Here is a 19,822-nt window from a genome sequence, read left to right as displayed (position 1 = left end):
CTGACGAAATCATAAGTTATAGAAAAAATACTGACGTCAGTGTTAAATGGCAAAAAGAGCAAAGTGAAGGAGAAAAATGATAAAAGCATATTTCAAATATTGGAAAAAAACAGGAGATTTCAAAAGTTTTTCTAGTCGTTCAGACTATTGGTGGGTTTTCTTAGTAAATTTCATTATTTTTACCCTCATTAGCATTATTCACTTTTTTACCCTGATTCCACAAGCGGCAAAAATTTTGAATGAGGCGGGCAGCTCAGCTCAAGCGGAATTGATGCAAAAAATTGTCGATTTGTCTACAAAGCCTACGGGAAGTGCTTTTGTAGTCGTTGTTGTTACTTTTTTGGCTGGAGCGATTATTTTAATACCCAATATGAGCCTGACCGCACGCCGTTTGCGTGATGCGGGATTTCCGTGGTGGTTCTCACTTGTTTTTGGATTAGCTGCTTTTCAAGAACTCGTAGCAATTTTTTGGAATACAGGTAACTTTGCTCGTTTGGGGCTTATTGCCAATCTCATCAATTTGGTGGTTTACATTCTCTGTCTTTTCCCTGCAAAATATGGAGAAGACGAGGCGGATGATTCTCGCCAATATGAATAAAGGAGGAAAAAATGATTGAAGCTTATAAAAATTTTTGGAAAGATTCGTTTTCTTTTAGAGGACGCACCGAGCGAAAAACTTTTTGGCCGGCAATGTTCGTTCATCTGATTCTTTTAGCTGTTCTTTTAAATTTCTATCATTTTTTTACCACTTTAAACACGCTATACTTGCCGCTGTTTTGGCAGGCGCTTGGCACATTTTGTATTTATCTTTTCGGAATTTATATCGTGGTGAGTTTTTTGCCTTATTTGGCAATAACAGTACGGCGTTTGAGAGATGCAGATTTTCCATGGGCGCTCATTTTCTTAAATCTAGTTTTTTTGGTCGGGCCTCTGGTTTTGCTGGGATTGAATCTGGTACCAAGTTCGTCAAAGAGAGTTAATGATGAATCAACAGAAAATAGAAACACTGTTTTCAATAAAAAAATAGAAGAAAGAAACAAGATTTCTTTTTCTCAAGCTTTAGCCCATTATTTTCAAGGTTACTTTTCATTTGGTGGACGGAGCAGCCGACGGAGCTTTTGGTTTGTACAATTTTGTTGGTGGGGAATTTTTGCGCTCTTAAAGATGCTGGTTTTCCTCGCTCCGCACTTTGATTGGCTCCTTTTTGGACAGGTTTCTATCGGAACAAGCTTGATGAAGTTATTCTTAATTTTATTCTTATTAGGAACAATTCTTCCGCAGTTCGCACTGATGACACGCCGCTTGCGTGATGCAGGGCTCTCTGAGATTGGAAGTCTGATTTTATTGACAACAAGTACAAGTTTACTTCTTTTTCAAAAAATATTGAGTCGTACCTTGAGCCAAGCCTATGTGGGTCACCGTTATGATTTGGTGGAGTACCTTCTCTTTTTATTCTTGGGAGTCGTGCTTATTGCTTTAATTATTGCGTGCTTGAGCAAAGCGGATGAATTACGAACTTCCGAGAAAAGTATTCTATTTAATAAAATGGACTGATTATTTCAGTCTATTTTTAGTAAGCCTTGTTATAATCAAGACAATCTTTGTTTACAGTACTTGTAAAGTAGCTTGACAGGATAAAGTTCGAAAAATTCAAAAAATCAGCAAATAAAGCCCTCTTAGAAATAAAAAAAGACAAATTTATTTACATCGTCATGTAAACTACTACAAAAATAATGAAAAAGTGATATAATAAACTATAAGTATCAAGGAGGACGGCAAGTTTGCCAAATACGACATCATTTAAACACGATACAGTTTTATTACATGAAACTGTTGATATGCTCGAAGTCAAACCCGATGGGATTTACGTGGATGCGACTTTAGGTGGCGCAGGACATAGTGAGTATCTCCTCGGTAAACTTACAACAGGTCATTTATATGCTTTTGATCAAGATGAAAAAGCGCATGAAAATGCCAAAATTCGTCTGAGCGAGCAGTTGGCTGAAAATAAAGTCACTTTGATTAAGAGTAATTTTCGCTATCTCAAATCAGCGCTTGCTGAGCTGGGAGTGACGAAAATTGATGGAATTCTTTATGATTTAGGAGTATCCAGTCCCCAATTTGACGATAGCCAACGTGGATTTTCTTATAAAAAAGAAGCCCGTTTGGATATGCGGATGGATCAAACGCAGCATTTATCGGCTTATGAAGTAGTCAATGATTATCCTTATGAAAGTCTGGTAAGAATTTTCTTTCGGTATGGTGAGGATAAGTTTTCTAAGCAAATTGCACGAAAAATTGAGCAAGCCAGAAAAATAAAACCTATTGAAACGACGCTTGAACTTGCTGATTTGATTAAGTCAGCTCTGCCTCAAAAAGAGCTCAAGAAAAAGGGGCATCCAGCCAAACGGATTTTTCAAGCCATTCGAATTGAAGTCAATGACGAATTGGGAGCGGCTGAAGAATCTATTGAGGCAGCAATTGACTTACTAAAAGTGGAAGGGCGCATTTCAGTGATTACCTTTCATTCATTGGAAGACCGTCTGACTAAAAATATTTTCAAAGAATACAGTACAGTTAATGTTCCTAAAGGTCTGCCAATGCTTCCTAAAGAGATGGAAGCAAAACTCAAATTAGTCAATCGTAAACCAGTACTGGCTAGTGCTGAAGAACTTGAATTTAACAACCGTGCGCACAGCGCAAAATTACGTGTTGCCGAAAAACAACGGGACACTGACTTAAATAACTAAACAAAAGAGTAAGAGCTGAACTCAGAGAATAACTTGGCTTGGTCAGTCTTTGTCAGAATTTTGATAAAGAACGGCAAGTCAACAGCTTAAAGGTAATGGAGGAGAACAATGGCAGCACAGCCGAAAGAATACTTTGATATAGAAACTGCGGCGAAAAAGGATTCTTATCTGATTGATACAGATTCACTTGCACCAGAAGTTCTAGCGAGTAAGTTTAAAAAATTTAGCGGCGTTGAGAAGGTTTTCTATTTGGCAATGGTCGTTTCTGCTTTAGTGTTGGCTGTCGGGCTACTTTATGTCAAGACAAAAACCCTTGAAGTTCAAGGAAGTACGATGAATTACAAGTCAAAAATTAGTCAACAAACGACCAAAAAAGCTGAATATGATCAACAAATTTTAGATTTAACCGCGGGAACTCGCGTAGTAGATTCAGCAAATCAAGCTGGAATGACTCAAAATCCTTCTAATGTATTGAAAGCAACGAAATGATAAAATTTTTAAAAAAATTATTTTCTCTTCCAGTAAGGAAAATATCACGGAATGCCAGAAAGACTAAACTTCGTCCAGAAACAAATCGTAAACACGTAGGTAAGAGCCTCTTTTTCCTAGCTATCGCTCTGTTTACGATTTTTATATTTCGTTTTGTTTGGTTGATTACGGATAACCATGTCGGGGATACTAATCTCAAAGTCATGGCAACAAGAAATTACCAAGATACCGTGGCAGTACAAGCCAAACGAGGAACAATCTTCGACCGTACTGGCGCACCAATTGCAGTTGATTCAAGTACCTATACGATTTATGTTGTCCTTGATAAGACGCAGGTAGATACCAACGGAAATCCACTTTACGTCAGAAAAAGTGAATTTGGCAAGCTTGAAGATTTTCTTAATAGTAAGTTAGGAATTGACCGTTCTTTGATTGAAAAACAGTTAAATTCTAAATTTAAGCAAGTTCAATTTGGAGCAAAAGGTTCAAATATCAGTTTGCAACAAATGAAAGATTTGCAAAAAGCAGCCGATGATCAAAAGCTGGTTGGTATTGGTTTCACTGCTGATTTATCTCGTTCTTATCCTTTCGGCAATTTTGCTTCACAATTTATCGGAGTCGCTAGTCCTAAAGATAAAAAAGGTGTACAAGTTCTGGAAGGAAATATGGGCTTGGAAAAAGCCTTCAACAGTACGCTGAGTGGGACAAACGGTGTTGAAACTTATCAAAAAGATATTTATGGGCGTCCAATTCCGGGGACTACGAAAGTCGACAAAGTTGTTAAAAACGGAAAAGATGTCTATACGACGCTAGATGCACAGCTGCAAACCAATCTTGAAAAATTGATGGATTCTGCGGTTCAACAAACGGGCGCGCAACAAATTTCGGGAACTTTGGTTGATGCTAAAACGGGTGACATTTTGGCAACGAGTCAACGACCAACTTATACCGCAGCAACAATCAATACAGACAAAGATCAGAAGTATTTTACTTGGAATAGTTTGTTGTCACAGTCGGCGTTTGAGCCAGGATCAACTTTTAAAACCTTCCTCATGGCTTCGGCTTTGGATAGTGGAAAAGTAGACCTTAATGCTACCTACCAACGGAAGTTGCAAGTTTATGATACGCCCATCAATGACTGGGACGTTACGGAAAACAAAAGCTACACCTTACCAGAAACAGTGACCTATGCTCAAGGTTTTGCGATGTCTTCTAATATCGGAATGAGCCGAATTGAGATGGATATGGGGTATAATCTGTGGGAAGGTTATTTGAACAAGTTCAAATTTGGCTTGAAAACACGGGCTGGTTTGGACGGTGAAAATCCGGGGGCTTTGCCTGCTGATAATGGCGTTTCGCAAATCCAATCGGCTTTTGGTCAAGGGGTTGCGGTGACGCCGATTCAATTGATTCGGGCATGGACATCCGTAGCTGGAAACGGAACGATGTTAGAGCCTCATATTGTTAACAAGGTGGTTGATCCTAATAACAACACGAGCTTGGTTGCTCAGCCAGAGGTTATTGGTCGTCCTGTTTCTAATTCATCTGTGGAGGAAGTGCGCAAGTTGATGCTGACGGTTAATACGGATCCAGTGTATGGAACTTCTTATTCCTCTTCGGGAGATCCTGACCAAAATCTTGGACCAGGGCCTTTGTTTATGGTCAATGGTCAGCCTGCAGCGGTGAAGACAGGTACTGCGCAGATTGCGGCAAAAACGGGTGGTTATATGACCGGGGCGCAGGATTATCTTTATTCTGCGGTGGTGATGTATCCAGCAGATAAACCAGAGTTTATTTTCTATATGACGGTAAAAATTCCTTCGGAACCGTGGACTTTGAAATATATTGCACGAGTTGCCAATCCTTTGTTGACACGGGCTGAAAGCTTGAAAGATGAAATCGATGCTTCCAGAACGAGTGAGGATAAGGCGGGCAAGGTTACTGTTGAGAATTACAAGGATGCTGATCCAGGGAATACAGCGGATAGCTTACGTCGGACTGTTTTGAGCCCTGTAATTTTGGGAACGGGAGCTAAGGTGACCGCTCAATCCATTGCCGCAGGTGAAAAAGTAGCTGCCAATACACGCATTTTACTTTTGACTAATGACAAGGATCAAGTCATGCCGGATATGTACGAGTGGTCGAAAGCTGAGGTTGAGCAATTGGCAAATTGGTACGGTTTGAAAGTGACTTATGAAGGTTCGGGAAATCAAGTCGAGAGCCAGTCGCTTGCGGCTGCGACCAATGTCAAAAAGGGTCAAAGTTTAACTGTGAAATTGGGGAGTTGAGTAATCAGCTCCCTTCGCAGTGTTGTTTTGAAGGAATTTCAAAACCATTTAACTTTAAAAAATTAGGAGAAGAAGATGTTATTGAATGAAATAGTGGTCGCGGTTATCGCAATGCTTTTGACAATCGTTGCGATTCCTCGCTTCATTATGTTCTTCCATAAGAAAAAATTGGGTGGACAACCAACGCTTGAAGAGGTAAAACAGCACGCGAGTAAGGCGGGAACGCCGACAATGGGAGGTTTTGTTTTCGTCACTGTCGCTTTATTCGTTTCGCTTGTGAGCGCACTTTTGTTAGGGCAGGCGAGCGCACCTTTCATTATTGCTTGGTGGGTGCTTGCAATGTATGCAGTTATTGGCTTTTTTGATGATTTCTTGAAAATTTTCAAAAAGAAAAATGAAGGGCTGACGGCTGTTCAAAAATTAGTGGCTCAGATTGTCATTGGGCTGGTTTCATATCTGATTTACACGAGCGCACCGCATTTTAAACCCGTGCCACGTTTTGGAAATTTCATTCCGGAGCATATGATTCCAAAGGCTTCACCAAGTTTTGAAGTCAATCATTTGATTCTTTTTGGACGTGATTTTGATTTAGGCATCTTTTTCTTGATTTTTATCATTATTTGGCTGGTCGGTTGGTCAAACGCGGTCAATTTGACGGATGGGATTGATGGCTTGGCTTCAATTACGGTGGCGATTTCGCTGACGGCTTATGCGATTATTGCTGCGGTTCATCATCAGTATGATGTTTTAGTGATTATTGTTGCCGTGATTGGTGCTTTGATTGGTTTCTTTGTGTTCAATCATAAGCCAGCGAAGATTTTCATGGGGGATGTCGGTTCTCTTGCGCTGGGCGGCTTTTTGGCAATCATTTCTATTTTGCTTCATGCGGAATGGACTTTGCTTTTGATTGGTGCTGTCTATGTGATTGAAACTTTGTCTGTGATGATTCAAGTCACTTATTTCAAACGCACGGGTGGTAAACGTATTTTCCGGATGACGCCAATTCATCATCATTTTGAATTGGGTGGTTTTTCTGGGAAAGCAAAAGGTTGGTCAGAGTGGAAGATTGATATTGTCTTTTGGCTATTTACGGCTGTTTTGTCGGCAATTGCTTTGGGAATTTATTTCGCCTTTTAATGACGAATGGAACAGTAAAATAATGTGAAAGCCGCCTGTGGGCGGCTTTTTTTTGTGGAGAAAATGCTGACGTAATTGAAGTGAGCCAGAAAAAATGCTGACGTAAATTTTCGTCAGTATTTTCTCTGATAAAATTTTAGAAAACCTTAAGTTCTGCTTGGGTTGGTCTTAAGTTTAAAACTCTATAATCATTTTATGAAATAAAAGAAAGGAAAAATCAGGATGATTTTAAAATTTTTTAAAGGAAAAACAGTCATTTTTGTTTCTTTGTTAACCCTGATTGCTGGCGGTGTAGGAGGATTTTTCATTGGTAAAAATCAAGCGACGAGTTCGCAGCCGACTAGTCCGCAACAAATGCAAAATCGGTTTGGCGGTAATGGAAAAGCGCCCGATTCACCAAATGGTGGTACGGATGCCAATGCAGGTGCGTCAGCAAATTCGGGAAGCTCGAGCAGCAATGATTCGAATACGTCAGCAAATTCGGCAAGTGCAAGCGTTTAAAAAAGACGTCAGCATTTTTTCAAAAGGAATAATTTTTAATCAGTAGAAATGAGGAAATAAATGGATTTTATCAGACGAGCATGGCTTTTTACTAAAGCGAAAATTGGTCGGACGGTGCTTTTGATTGTGGCATTTTCAGCGATTTTGATTTTTGTGCTTTCGGGCTTGATTATCAACAGTGCGGCAAATGTTTCCATCGACAACGCCAAAAAAGCAGCTGGAGCAACAGTTTCACTGTCGGTCAATATGCAAAATGTCATCAAGCAGGCGCAATCTAGCGCCAGTACAAGTAGCTCAAGTGATTCAAGCACGAGCGATAGTGGCGCAGGCAAACGTTTCAACATTGATATGCCAACGATTTCTGAAAGCACGGCCGAAAAAATTGCCAAACTTGATGGCGTCAAAGCTTACAGCTTCACCTATCAGGCTTCTGCATCGGCTAACTCCGGCATTGAAAAAGTGTCGTCAAGTGGCAGCTCAAGCAGTTCAAGCAATGCACAAGGACAAGGTGGCCCTGGCGGTGATATGGCTGGTGGCATGGGTGGCTCCCAAGAAGACTTCACAATCTCTGGGACAAATGACCTAGCAAACAACACAAACTTCACAAGCTCCTACAAAATCGCGTCTGGACGCGCAATCAAGGCTTCTGACGAAGGCACAAACAATGTCGTCATCGAAAAAACGCTGGCCAGCCAAAACGATCTGAAAGTCGGTTCGACTTTCACGCTTAAAGACAGCAACGACAAGACTTACACGATGACAGTGGTCGGCATCTTCACAACGACAAGCTCGAGCACAGAAAATTCGATTCAGTACATGAACACCATGTATACAGCACTTTCCGTGGCCAATGCGATGAAAGCAACGACGGGCAAGATTTCCACCGCGACTTACAGCATGACCAATCCAGCCAATGCCGATACTTTTGTTAAAGCAGCCAATAAATTAGTAGACAGCGACACTTTCCAAGTGGCCAAAAATGACCAAGCTTATCAAAATGTCAAATCTTCTCTGAACAATGTAGCAAGTTTTGCTCGCAACATTGTGATTATTGTGGCGGTTGCTGGGGCCATCATTTTGGCGCTGATTATCATGCTCATGGTGCGCGAGCGCCGCTTTGAAATCGGTGTGCTGATGAGTCTTGGCGAGTCCAAACTCAAAATCATTGGCCAATTTTTCTTTGAATTATTCATGGTCATGGTGGTATCAGTCGGCATCGCCTCAGCCGCAGGTAATGTGGTCGGCAACGTTGTGGGTCAACAAGTCTTGAAACAACAAACGACTCAAACCACTTCAAGCGCAGCAAATAATGGCGCCCCAGCAGCACCAGGTGGCAACACCAACAGTCAACGTCCTTCTGGAAATGGTGGCGGCTTTATGGGTCGCGCTGGCGGTGCGATGGGCATTGGACAATCGCAAGCTCAAGCTAAAGCCCTTGAAAAATTGAACATCAAAACCTCATTTAGTGAAATCATGATGCTCGTTGCTATCGCCATTTTGATCACCCTGATTGCCGTAGGACTGGCAAGTATTGGCATCTTGCGCCTCAATCCTAAACAAGTTTTGACCAATTGATAAAAAGGGCAGAGAAATTACTGACGGAAGTGCCGTCAGAGCAAAAAAGCCCTCGCCTCAGTGCATTTGACAGAGAAAATGCTGACGCAAAATTCCGTCAGTAAATATTCTGCTCAATCACTTCCCAAAATCATGAAAAGGAGCAAAAATGACCCTAAAAGTTGAAAATTTGACCTATTATTACACCAATCCTGACGATTATCTGTTCAAAGACGTCACAGAAACTTTTGAAAAAGGCACCATGTATGCCATTCTGGGACAATCTGGTTCAGGAAAAACCACCTTTCTCTCCCTCTTGGCAGGGCTAGATACTGCAAAATCAGGGACGATGACTTATGACGATAGAATCATCAAATCTAGCAATTTGACCAATTACCGCAAAAAAACCGTCAGCACCGTCTTTCAAGCCTACAATTTGCTGACCTATATGTCAGCTTACGATAATGTCAAAACGGCGATTAAAATTTCGTCAGTAAAATTTCCTGACGAAAAAGTTGCCATCGAAGAAGCCTTGGCAAAAGTAGGGCTGACGCAAGATTTAATTTACAAATCCGTCAGTAAATTATCCGGAGGTCAGCAGCAACGAGTAGCAATCGCACGGGCGCTGGTGCTTAATCATGACATCATTATTGCTGACGAGCCGACAGGAAATCTGGACGAGAACACCACCACGCAAATCGTTGAACTTTTTCAAAAAATTGCCCACGACGACAACAAAATCGTGATTATCGTCACCCACGAAACCGACGTCGCCAAGGCCTCAGACCTCGTTTACACCCTCAAACATCGCAAATTTCAACGCACCTCTTAAAAAATAAAAAACCATTCAAATTTGAATGGTTTTTATTAAAAAATTCAACCCCAGCTCTTTTCTAGCTCGTCAACAAAAAATTTTCAAATTTCAATAAATATTGATAGTCTTTAACCCCTCTCCTATGCTATAATAAAAACAGCGAAAGCGATTACAAAAACGGCTAAAAGGAGGCAAATAATGTCAGAAACTTCATACATTATGGCGATTGACCAAGGCACAACAAGCTCGCGGGCCATCATCTATGACAAAGCAGGAAAACACAAGGGCAGCGCTCAAAAAGAATTCACCCAGTATTTTCCCCAAGAAGGTTGGGTAGAGCATGACGCAAATGAAATATGGAACTCCGTCCAATCCGTCATCGCAGGAGCCTTCATCGAATCCGGTCTGAAACCCTCCCAAATCGCAGGGATTGGGATCACCAACCAGCGTGAAACCACTATTATTTGGGACAAGAAAACAGGCCAGCCCATTTATCATGCCATTGTCTGGCAATCTCGTCAATCCTCAGAAATCGCCAATGACCTAAAAAAAGCAGGTCACGAAGCCCTATTTCATAATAAAACCGGTCTGGTCATCGATTCATACTTTTCCGCCACAAAAATTCGCTGGATTTTAAACCATGTCAAAGGCGCACAAGAACGCGCTGAAAAAGGAGAACTTCTTTTTGGAACCATTGACAGTTGGCTCTTGTGGAAATTGACCGACGGAGAAGTCCATGTCACCGACTATTCCAATGCTAGTCGTACCATGCTCTATAATATCCATGAACTAAAATGGGACGAAGAAATCCTAGAAATCCTCAACATTCCCAAAGCCCTCCTCCCTCAAGTCAAATCAAATTCAGAAATCTACGGCGTCACAAAAAGCTTCCATTTCTTTGGTGCTGAAGTTCCCATTTCTGGCATGGCTGGTGACCAGCAAGCCGCCCTATTTGGTCAAATGGCCTTTGAAGCAGGAATGATCAAAAACACCTACGGGACAGGCTCATTCATTGTGATGAACACAGGAGAACAAGCCCAAATTTCCAAAAATAAGCTCTTAACCACCATCGCTTATGGCATCAACGGAAAAGTTTATTATGCCTTAGAAGGAAGCATTTTTGTTGCAGGCTCCTCAATCCAGTGGCTACGGGACGGCCTAAAAATGCTCGAAAAATCCAGTGATTCAGAGGCAGCTGCCCGACAATCAACCAATCACAACGAGGTCTACGTCGTTCCTGCTTTTGTTGGACTTGGCGCACCTTACTGGGATCAAGAAGCGCGTGGTGCCATGTTTGGATTGACACGTGGTACAACCAAAGAAGACATCATCAAAGCCACCCTTCAATCCATCGCTTATCAAGTTCGGGACGTCATTGGGACAATGAAAGAAGATTCAGGAATTGATATCCCCGTCCTCAAAGTTGACGGCGGAGCAGCCAATAACGAATACCTGATGCAATTCCAAGCCGACATTTTAAACATTCCTCTTCAACGAGCAAGTGATTTGGAAACAACCGCACTTGGCGCAGCCTTCCTTGCCGGCCTAGCCGTAGGATTTTGGAAAGACCTCGAAGAACTCAAGGAATCTTACGAAGCAGGAAAGATTTTCCAAGTCCAGATGTCCAACGAACAACGTGAACGGCTGTATAATGGCTGGGAAAAAGCAGTGAATGCCACCCGAGCATTCAAGTAGCATAAGCTAAAGGAGAAAAAAATGGCTTTTTCTAAAAAAACAAGACAAGAATCAATAAACAATATCCAAACTTCTGAGTTAGACCTCCTAATTATCGGTGGAGGCATCACGGGTGCGGGTCTTAGCCTACAGGCAGCAGCCTCCGGAATGAAAGTGGCTCTCTTAGAAATGCAAGACTTCTCCGAAGGCACCTCCTCACGCTCCACCAAACTTGTTCACGGTGGTATTCGTTATCTGAAAAATTTTGACGTAGAAGTTGTTTCAGATACCGTTTCTGAACGTGCCATCGTTCAAGCTATCGCTCCCCACATTCCAAAGCCAGACCCAATGTTGTTGCCTATCTATGATGACGAAGGGCCCACAACATTTGATATGTTCTCAGTCAAAATTGCAATGGACTTGTATGATCGACTAGCAGACATTGACGAAAACTCACCTTACGCCAATACCACGATTTCAAAAGAAGAAGTCCTTCGCCGTGAACCGATGATTAAGCAAGAAGGATTACAAGGCGCTGGAGTTTACCTCGACTTTCGAAACAACGATGCGCGACTAGTCATCGATAATATCAAAAAAGCGGTGGAAATCGGTGCACAAGCCATCAGTAAGATGAAAGTGATTGATTTTCTTTACACCGACAGACAAATTTCAGGAGTCCGTGCGCGTGATTTACTTACCAACGAAGTCATCGAAGTCAAAGCAAAATTAGTCGTTAACACCAGTGGCCCTTGGGTAGATAAAATTCGCTATCTCAACTTTACCAGAGCGATTGTTCCCAAAATGCGCCCCACCAAAGGCGTACACCTTGTTGTTGATGCTGCCAAGCTCCCAGTTCCCCAACCGACATATTTTGACACAGGAAAGCACGATAAACGCATGGTTTTTGCAATTCCTCGTGAAAATAAAACCTACTTTGGGACGACAGACACAGACTATCACGGAGATTTTATTGATCCTAAAGTTACGAAAGAAGACGTCAATTACTTGCTTGATGTCATCAACTTTCGTTATCCAAAAGCTCACCTAAAGCTAGAAGATATCGAAGCCTCATGGGCTGGTTTGCGCCCACTATTAAATAACAATTCAGGCTCAGATTATAACGGTGGAAACAATGGTGCAATATCTGAAAAGAGCTTTGATGCCGTTGTTGATGCTGTCTTGCGCTATCAAAATAAAACAGCGACCAAAGCTGAAGTTGAGCATATCTTGAATCACATGGACGCCAGCTTATCTGAAAAAGGGACAGATCCTTCCACAATTTCCAGAGGCAGTTCCTTGGAGCGCGAATCAGATGGTTTGATTACATTAGCAGGTGGTAAAATTACAGATTATCGTAAAATGGCAGCTGGAGCAATGGACATGATTCATCAATTACTTAAAGACGAGTACAATCTAACCTTTGAAAAAATTGATTCCAAGCACTACCAAATCTCAGGCGGTGAATTTGACCCCACTCAAGTAACGGAAACCATTTCTGAAAATATGAAAGCGGGTCTTGCTGCTGGTCTGAGCAAAGAAGAAGCCAATTATATTGCCGATTTTTATGGCATGAACTCACTAAAAATCTTTAGCTACGCTGCTGAAATGGCTGCTTACGATGGACTAAGCTTAGCCGAGTCAGCGCGCTTACGCTATGCTCTTGAAGACGAAATGATTCTAACACCCGTTGATTATCTCCTTCGGCGCACAAATCACCTCTTATTCATGCGTGAAGGAGTAGAAGCAATCAAACACCCCGTTCTAGAAGTCATGGCAAAATTTTTAGGTTGGTCTGATTTACAAAAGGCAGAGCAAGAAAAAGCCCTTGAACTGGCCCTCCGTGAATCCGACTTATCCGACCTAAAAGGTTAATAGGCTCAAAAAGATCATCACCTGTCCACTTCACGCAGGTGATTGATTTTTTAAATAAAAAGGAGCACTGTATTATTAAGTCATCAGGCTTTCGATGAAAAAGCCAGATAAAACGCCTTGTTTAGAAGCGTTTACATCAAATGAATGAAAAATTTAATATTTTTTATTATAATAGGAATTATGGAAAAAGACTATCTCAAAACGCGATTCGCTCCGGAAGAATTTGAAGAACTCAAAAAAAGATTGGTTAAGTACGAATGCGCACTTGATGTCGTATATACGCAATTTTCGAATTTAAATACATATTATAACAACTTTGAAGCGGTCAATCCGATTGAACATATCAAACATCGACTCAAATCCCCAGAAAGCATTGCAGGAAAACTCAAGAAAAAAGGACTGCCTATTACAGCGGAGCAGGCCGATGAGCATCTTTCTGACATTGCTGGTATTCGAGTAATTTGCTCTTATGCCAAAAATATCTATGAAATCGTTGAGATTATAAAAAATCAAGAAGCTTTCACAGTAGTCAGTCAAAAAGACTATCTCAAAGACGCCAAAAAAACAGGTTATCGGAGTTACCACATGATTTTGGAGGTTAACCTCGGTCATCTTTTTGGCGAACAAAGTTGCCGTGTTGAAGTGCAGCTCCGCACCTCAGCGATGGATTTTTGGGCAAGTCTGGAACACAAAGTACGCTACAAATACGACGGAAAAATACCTCAACAGTTGAGCAATGAGCTTCAAAATTGTGCCGAACAAATCCATGCCCTTGATGAAAGAATGTATTTGATTCACAAAGTTGTAGATATGATTAATCAGTCCGAAGTTGACATTGATCAAATTGGCTACTAAATCAATTTGTTTATTCTTTTTTCTGATTTCAATCCTAAAAAATCAGAGAAAAGAGCTTGTCAAATTTTAAAATATTTGCTATACTAGACAAGTATGTGTTTGCATACTAATAAAACTGTTCATCCGCTGGGTCAAAGCTACTTAATGATGGACAAGAGGAGAAAAAAATGAACCTTATCGAATCTATCAACGCTGCACAATTGCGTTCTGATATCCCTGACTTCCGCCCTGGTGACACTGTACGTGTTCACGCAAAAGTTGTCGAAGGAACTCGCGAACGTATCCAGCTTTTTGAAGGCGTTGTTATCGCTCGTAAAAACTCAGGAATCAACGAAACTTACACTGTTCGTAAAATCTCAAACGGTGTTGGTGTAGAACGTATCTTCCCAGTTCACACTCCACGTGTTGAAAAAATCGAAGTTATCCGTCACGGTAAAGTACGTCGTGCGAAACTTTATTACCTCCGTGCACTCACAGGTAAAAAAGCTCGTATCGCTGAACGTCACGTTACTAAATAAGACGTTAAACCGCTCTGTTGAGCGGTTTTTTTATAGCAAAATTGAGTTCTTTTTTTCAATTTATGCAAACTATAATATTGCTTTGATTTTTATAAAAATAAAGCTAAAATAGAAGTAGTAATAAAAATACGCGAGGGAAACGATGATGGAAAAAGGATATCATAAAATATTAGTTGCTATAGATGGTTCAAGTCAGTCTTATCAAGCGCTTCAAGAAGCGGTGGAACTTGCTGAACATCACCAAGCGCTCTTAAAAATCGTCTATGTTTTAAATGATAAATTAGCCAATATTCCTGTTCAGGTGAACTCGAAAGTCATTTACCAAACGGTTCAAGAGCATTCGGATCATGTGATTGAAGAAGTTCAAACAAGAATGGCAGACCAAAAGGTGACCTATGAAATCTTGCGATTGACAGGGACACCTAAAAAGGAGCTTGTTAATTTTTCTAAAGAAAATGATATTGATTTACTTTTGATTGGGTCAACTGGTCTGGATGCTTTGGATCGATTTATCTTAGGGTCTACGACGCAGTATGTGGTCAACCATGCCACGTGCAATCTCATTGTTGTAAAATAAAAGCACCAAAAAGCACCTACCTTAAGTTAGAAGTAGGTGCTTTTACTGAGAGGGGTACTCGCCCATTATGATCTCCTTAGACTAATTTTTCCAGATTATAAACTGCTTCTTCAATCGTGTTACCCGCACCATAAACGCTTAAGTCTTTAGCGAGATGTGCTTTGAAAATATTTTCTGAGGTATCCAACGTTACAGTATATTGAAAAAATTTATTTTTGTTAGTGAATGTCATAATCATTCTCCTTTCTTTATTAAACATCGACGAAAGGCCTATAACACTTATAACGAAATTCCACTTTAAATTCTATCACAAACTGATTTAATCGCCAAAAGAAACGCTTCACAAAAAAGATGAGGCAAAATTAAATTTTTAAAAAAGAATTAAGCATTTCAGTGGACTTTCTAATCAAATTATCATAAAATAAAATAAAGGAGGCGTTTACAATGAGAGATGAGTACAAAAAGATTTTAGTTACTGTAGATGGTTCGGATCATGCAAAAGAAGCTGTTCATGAAGCCATTGCAATCGCCAAGCGAAATGAGACTTCGCTCACTATTCTTCATGTCAAAGATGAAACGAGGGTTAGCGGTAGTCCTTATGCTCTTGCTCAAACTTTAGAAGAGTTGGAACAGGAATCACAAGCGATTATCGCTGATATCAAACGTTTGGTCGCCGACCAAGTAGAGTATGACTTCCAATATTATGCAGGAAATCCAAAGAAAGAAATCGTTAAATTTTCTAAAGACTTTGAAATGGATTTGATTGTTATTGGTTCAAACAGTAAGGGGCTCTTGGATAGGATGTTGGTAGGTTCGACAACGACTTACGTAATCAACCATGCTCCTTGCAATGTCATGGTCGTCAAGTAATTAAAAAATCTTAGCTTTGGCTAAGATTTTTTTTACAATTTTTGTTTTTTGTCCATAAACTCCAAGTCGTTTAAATAAATTCTAAAAATGAATAATGTTATAATTAGAATACAAAATAAGGTGGACGAAAGGAGCGAATAAATGGCAGCAAAGCAAGAACTTATCAATTATGTCGCTAATCAAACGAATCTTTCCAAAGTCAATACTAACAAAGTCATCAATGCATTGCTAGAAGCAATTACTCATTATATTTCGCAAGGGGATGTCGTTCATCTGAACAATTTTGGAACATTTGAGGTCAAAAAGCGTGCGGCACGTTTGAGTCATGATGTTAACTCTGGTAAAAAAATTATATTATCTGAACAAAAGGTACCTATTTTTAAGGCAGGTAAAGCTTTGAAAATAGCGGCTCAACAAACAAACACACCCGAAGAAGAAGCTGAACCGAGCTTTTGTTTGTCTACTGAAGAAAGTCCGAAAGCTTTTACGGAGTAAAGATTAAAAATAACTCAATTCTTTGAACAGTTAGCCTGATTATGTGATCAGGCTTTTTTTATTAGTTGATAAGTTCTACTAATAAGTCGGCAATTTGAGCGGGGGTTTCTTTTTGATTTCTTCTTAGCCAAGATTGAGTTGTTCCAAAAATAGCATTAGCATAGTAGGTTGCAGCGTAAACCTTGCCTAATTTTCCTAAGGCACTTCGTTTGGAATGCGGAAAAATTGAGTTTTGAAAGAGCTCTTTGAGTTTTTGTAACATGAATTGGTGGATTTCTTTGCTCCCATTTTCGGAGAGTAAGGCGGCATAGATTTGGTTGCGACTTAAAAATTCAAAGGTTTCTAACATGGTGGCGTGCAGGTTACCATTATTTTTTTCGAAAACATATTGGATAGTTTCAAAAAGGCGTTGCTGATAGGCTTCAATCATGTCGTACTTGTCTTGATAATGGGTGTAAAAACTGCTCCGACTGATTTTAGCAAGCTTTACTAACTCGGTGGTTGAAATCTGATCAAAAGATTTTTCACCAAGAAGTTGAATCATCGCATCGCGTAATTGAATTTTTGTGCGGTCTTTTCTAGTATCATTGGCCATTTGGGCAGGTCTCCTCATTCTATAATAAATGTAAGTGTTTCAATTAGACAGATGTGATTTATCTGTCTAAAAAAGACACTTTATCAATTGTTAAATTTCTCAAAAAGTTTATAATACATATTATAACAATTTTTGGACGCTGTGTCCATAAAGGGAGGAGAAATATGTTAAAAAAAGAATGGCAAGCGATTTTTAAACACAAGTTTTTCATTATAGTAATTATTGCTTTAGCACTTGTACCAGCGATATATAACTATATTTTCTTGGGATCAATGTGGGATCCATATGGGAAATTAAATGATTTACCTGTTGCCGTTGTAAATTTGGACAAGTCGTCTGAATTGGAGGGGGAAAAAGTGAAACTCGGGGACGATGTGATCTCTGAGATGAAGAAAACAAAAGCTTTGGATTATCACTTTGTATCAGAAAAGACAGCATCAAAAGGGATTGAAAATGGGGATTATTATATGGTCGTCACTTTCCCAGAGGATTTTTCCGAAAATGCGGCTAGTCTGATGAATAAAAACCCTAAAACGGTGCAATTAGATTATCAAACTTCACGTGGACATAATTATATTTCTTCTAAAATGAGTGAGAGTGCAATCAATCAACTCAAAGCTGAAGTTTCTAAAAATGTGACGGAAAAGTATACCAAGGCTATTTTTGAAAAAGTCAGTGATATGAAATCAGGAATGAAAGATGCGGCTGATGGTTCTGAAAAATTAGCTGATGGTACAAAATCAGCCTTGTCTGGATCAAATGAACTTTCTAGTAATTTGAAGACTTTGGCTTCATCAAGTCTGACCTTTACTGATGGGGCAGATAGCTTGAATGTGGGCTTGAGCAAATACACGAATGGTGTTGAGCAGGCTGCTTCTGGAAGCAAACAATTGTCATCAGGTCTTGATTCTGCAGCTGATGGCTCTAAAAAATTGTCTGAGGGTGCGAACCAAGCGGCTTCTGGGGGTAAACAATTATCATCAGGTCTTGATTCTGCAGCTGATGGTAGTAAGAAATTGTCTGCTGGCGTTAATGAATCAGTTGATGGGAGCAAAAAATTAACTGATGGAGCAACACAGTTTTCAGCTGGAGCGGCTGAATTAGCCAGTGGAACTCAAACTTTGGCAGATAAATCTAAAGATTTATCAAATGGAATTTCCCAAATTTCCCAAAGTACAGCAGCAGTACAACAACTGCAAGAGGGAAGTCAAAACTTGAGTAACGGATTGAATGAATTGAATGCAGCCGTTACGAGCGCAGCAACACCAGCTGAATTGCAACAAATACAGGCTGGTTTGACAGCTTTGGATGCAGGCTTGAAAAGTTTAGCTAATGCACCAGCTTCTCCAGCTGCTCAAGATTTGAATGCTCAAATGCAAACTTTGACAAAGGTGGCCCAAACGACTACTGACCCCAATACACAGGCACAATTAGTGACTTCTCTAGCCGCAATGGGTCAAGATTTGCAACAGATGCAAGCTGAACAAAAACAAGCTTTGGATAATTTGAGTGCTGCGCAACCTGCAGTTGCTGGAGCTAATAATGTGGTGGGAGGATTTGCTAATCTTCAAACGAAAACACCTGATTTGGCTCAAGGCGCGACAGATTTGACTTCTGGTTTGACTCAATTTAATAGTCAATTTTCAGCTGGGGCAGGGCAATTAACGTCTGGCTTTAACCAATTTGTTGCTGGAGTCAATGATGCAAATGATGGCGCTCAACAATTGGCGAATAAATCTAAAGAGTTGCAAAAAGGTAGTGAATCTTTGACCAATGGTTTGGGTCAACTTCAAACAGGTAGTTCTAGTTTGACTTCTGGTTTGACTCAGTTGCAAACGGGTAGTCAATCACTGAACAGTGGTTTGGAGCAACTTCAAACGGGTAGTTCTAGTTTGAATTCGGGATTGTCTCAACTTCAAACAGGTGGTTTGAGCTTGGTTTCTGGTCTTTCACAATTGCAAGATAATAGTTCAGCTTTAACTTCAGGTTCTGGACAATTGGCTGATGGTGCTAAACAGATTGCGTCTGGTTCTGGACAATTATCTGATGGTAGCCTGACATTGACAAATGGTTTAGGGACTTTGAATACTGGTGCTGCCAGTCTCTCAACAGCTCTAGGTGATGCTGACAAAACTTTGGCTGAAACAAATAGCAACACAAAAAATGCCAAAAAATTAGCAGCTCCACTCAAAACAAAACATACTGATCATGATAATGTTCCGGTCAATGGTGCAGGGATGACGCCTTATATGATTAACGTAGCGCTCTTTATCGGTGCTTTGGCGACAAATGTCGTGATTGGCATTGGCTTCTCTGGTGAAAAATGGAAAACTGGTCGAGAATTTATGCTGGCGAAGATTGGTACAAATGGTGTTGTGGCACTTTTGCAAGCCTTCATCGTTTGTGGAGCAGTTGCCTTACTGGGCTTGAATCCAAATTATTGGGCAAGAACTTTATTCGCTGTAATCTTGATTAGCTTTGCTTATATGGCGATTAACACCTTCTTCTTAACAGCATTAGGTAAAGTCGGAGAATTTTTGATGATTATCCTTCTTGTCTTGCAATTAGCAACAAGTGCAGGGACTTATCCTTTGCAATTGGCGCCAAAAATTTTCCAAGTAATCAGTCCTTGGTTGCCAATGACTTATGGCTTGAAGATGTTGCGTGAAACAATTGGATTGACGGGAGCGATTGTTCCTTTTGCCCTCTTGTTTGTCGTAATCATTGCCTTGTTCACCTTTATGTTAAGCTTCTTCAAACGCTTTTCACGCTTTGCTTAAGAGAAATTACTGACGTAAATTTACGTCAGTATTTTTTTATGTAGAAATTTTAG

19 protein-coding genes are annotated in these 19,822 nt (G+C 40.3%); 17 read left to right on the top strand and 2 right to left on the bottom strand.

The features are described 5' to 3' along the window. Positions 1 to 76 precede the first annotated feature (76 nt). From EQJ87_RS02970 to EQJ87_RS02905, 14 genes are all read left to right on the top strand, one after another. The gene (locus EQJ87_RS02970; RefSeq protein WP_130123263.1) at positions 77 to 598 is read left to right on the top strand and encodes a DUF805 domain-containing protein; all 522 of its coding nucleotides are present in this window, start codon (positions 77 to 79) and stop codon (positions 596 to 598) included. Between the two features lie 11 nt (positions 599 to 609). Then, positions 610 to 1,554 (top strand): DUF805 domain-containing protein, encoded by a 945-nt coding sequence (locus EQJ87_RS02965; RefSeq protein WP_130123262.1) that lies wholly within the window; start codon positions 610 to 612, stop codon positions 1,552 to 1,554. Positions 1,555 to 1,781: 227 nt separating this feature from the next. Continuing rightward, positions 1,782 to 2,750: a 16S rRNA (cytosine(1402)-N(4))-methyltransferase RsmH gene (gene rsmH / locus EQJ87_RS02960; protein WP_130123261.1), complete on the top strand. Its 969-nt coding sequence runs from the start codon at positions 1,782 to 1,784 to the stop codon at positions 2,748 to 2,750. A 108-nt stretch (positions 2,751 to 2,858) separates the two neighbouring features. Continuing rightward, entirely contained in the window at positions 2,859 to 3,239 is a 381-nt protein-coding gene (locus EQJ87_RS02955; protein WP_130123260.1) for a cell division protein FtsL, read from the top strand. Continuing rightward, on the top strand, positions 3,236 to 5,527 hold the full coding sequence (locus tag EQJ87_RS02950; protein ID WP_130123259.1) for a penicillin-binding protein: 2,292 nt from the start codon (positions 3,236 to 3,238) through the stop codon (positions 5,525 to 5,527). The genes EQJ87_RS02955 and EQJ87_RS02950 overlap by 4 nt, the downstream gene beginning before the upstream one ends. Before the next feature lie 75 nt (positions 5,528 to 5,602). Continuing rightward, positions 5,603 to 6,664: a phospho-N-acetylmuramoyl-pentapeptide-transferase gene (mraY, locus tag EQJ87_RS02945; RefSeq protein WP_130123258.1), complete on the top strand. Its 1,062-nt coding sequence runs from the start codon at positions 5,603 to 5,605 to the stop codon at positions 6,662 to 6,664. A gap of 222 nt (positions 6,665 to 6,886) precedes the next feature. Continuing rightward, the gene (locus EQJ87_RS02940; protein ID WP_223804489.1) at positions 6,887 to 7,165 is read left to right on the top strand and encodes a hypothetical protein; all 279 of its coding nucleotides are present in this window, start codon (positions 6,887 to 6,889) and stop codon (positions 7,163 to 7,165) included. A gap of 60 nt (positions 7,166 to 7,225) precedes the next feature. Next, the gene (locus tag EQJ87_RS02935) at positions 7,226 to 8,740 is read left to right on the top strand and encodes an ABC transporter permease (protein ID WP_130123256.1); all 1,515 of its coding nucleotides are present in this window, start codon (positions 7,226 to 7,228) and stop codon (positions 8,738 to 8,740) included. Between the two features lie 148 nt (positions 8,741 to 8,888). Next, positions 8,889 to 9,551, top strand: a complete 663-nt coding sequence (locus EQJ87_RS02930) for an ABC transporter ATP-binding protein (RefSeq protein WP_130123255.1) — start codon at positions 8,889 to 8,891, stop codon at positions 9,549 to 9,551. A gap of 180 nt (positions 9,552 to 9,731) precedes the next feature. Continuing rightward, the gene (gene glpK, locus EQJ87_RS02925) at positions 9,732 to 11,228 is read left to right on the top strand and encodes a glycerol kinase GlpK (protein WP_130123254.1); all 1,497 of its coding nucleotides are present in this window, start codon (positions 9,732 to 9,734) and stop codon (positions 11,226 to 11,228) included. A gap of 21 nt (positions 11,229 to 11,249) precedes the next feature. Continuing rightward, positions 11,250 to 13,079 (top strand): type 1 glycerol-3-phosphate oxidase, encoded by a 1,830-nt coding sequence (glpO, locus tag EQJ87_RS02920; RefSeq protein ID WP_130123253.1) that lies wholly within the window; start codon positions 11,250 to 11,252, stop codon positions 13,077 to 13,079. A gap of 180 nt (positions 13,080 to 13,259) precedes the next feature. Then, the gene (locus tag EQJ87_RS02915; RefSeq protein WP_130123252.1) at positions 13,260 to 13,934 is read left to right on the top strand and encodes a GTP pyrophosphokinase; all 675 of its coding nucleotides are present in this window, start codon (positions 13,260 to 13,262) and stop codon (positions 13,932 to 13,934) included. 167 nt (positions 13,935 to 14,101) lie between these two features. Beyond that, a complete protein-coding gene (gene rplS, locus EQJ87_RS02910) occupies positions 14,102 to 14,452 on the top strand; it encodes a 50S ribosomal protein L19 (protein WP_130123251.1) in 351 nt (116 codons plus the stop codon). A 142-nt stretch (positions 14,453 to 14,594) separates the two neighbouring features. After that, positions 14,595 to 15,029 carry a universal stress protein gene (locus tag EQJ87_RS02905; protein WP_223804488.1) on the top strand — a complete coding sequence of 145 codons (435 nt, stop codon included), beginning with the start codon at positions 14,595 to 14,597 and terminating at the stop codon, positions 15,027 to 15,029. A 76-nt stretch (positions 15,030 to 15,105) separates the two neighbouring features. Here EQJ87_RS02905 and EQJ87_RS11515 read toward each other — a convergent pair whose 3' ends face one another. Beyond that, on the bottom strand, positions 15,106 to 15,261 hold the full coding sequence (locus EQJ87_RS11515; RefSeq protein WP_190289028.1) for a hypothetical protein: 156 nt from the start codon (positions 15,259 to 15,261) through the stop codon (positions 15,106 to 15,108). Between the two features lie 212 nt (positions 15,262 to 15,473). On the opposite strand from EQJ87_RS11515, the gene EQJ87_RS02900 reads away from it, so the two are divergent. Further along, positions 15,474 to 15,899, top strand: coding sequence for a universal stress protein (locus EQJ87_RS02900; protein ID WP_130123250.1), 426 nt, complete (start codon positions 15,474 to 15,476; stop codon positions 15,897 to 15,899). 141 nt (positions 15,900 to 16,040) lie between these two features. After that, positions 16,041 to 16,394: an HU family DNA-binding protein gene (locus tag EQJ87_RS02895; RefSeq protein ID WP_130123249.1), complete on the top strand. Its 354-nt coding sequence runs from the start codon at positions 16,041 to 16,043 to the stop codon at positions 16,392 to 16,394. A gap of 61 nt (positions 16,395 to 16,455) precedes the next feature. On the opposite strand, the gene EQJ87_RS02890 is transcribed toward EQJ87_RS02895, so the two are convergent. Beyond that, entirely contained in the window at positions 16,456 to 16,989 is a 534-nt protein-coding gene (locus EQJ87_RS02890; RefSeq protein ID WP_130123248.1) for a TetR/AcrR family transcriptional regulator, read from the bottom strand. A gap of 164 nt (positions 16,990 to 17,153) precedes the next feature. On the opposite strand from EQJ87_RS02890, the gene EQJ87_RS02885 reads away from it, so the two are divergent. Further along, a complete protein-coding gene (locus tag EQJ87_RS02885) occupies positions 17,154 to 19,769 on the top strand; it encodes a YhgE/Pip domain-containing protein (RefSeq protein ID WP_130123247.1) in 2,616 nt (871 codons plus the stop codon). Positions 19,770 to 19,822: the final 53 nt, after the last annotated feature.

The sequence above is a fragment of the Lactococcus sp. S-13 genome, assembly GCF_004210295.1.
Taxonomy (GTDB): Bacteria; Bacillota; Bacilli; order Lactobacillales; family Streptococcaceae; genus Lactococcus.
This window is presented reverse-complemented; position numbering and strand designations above follow the sequence as displayed.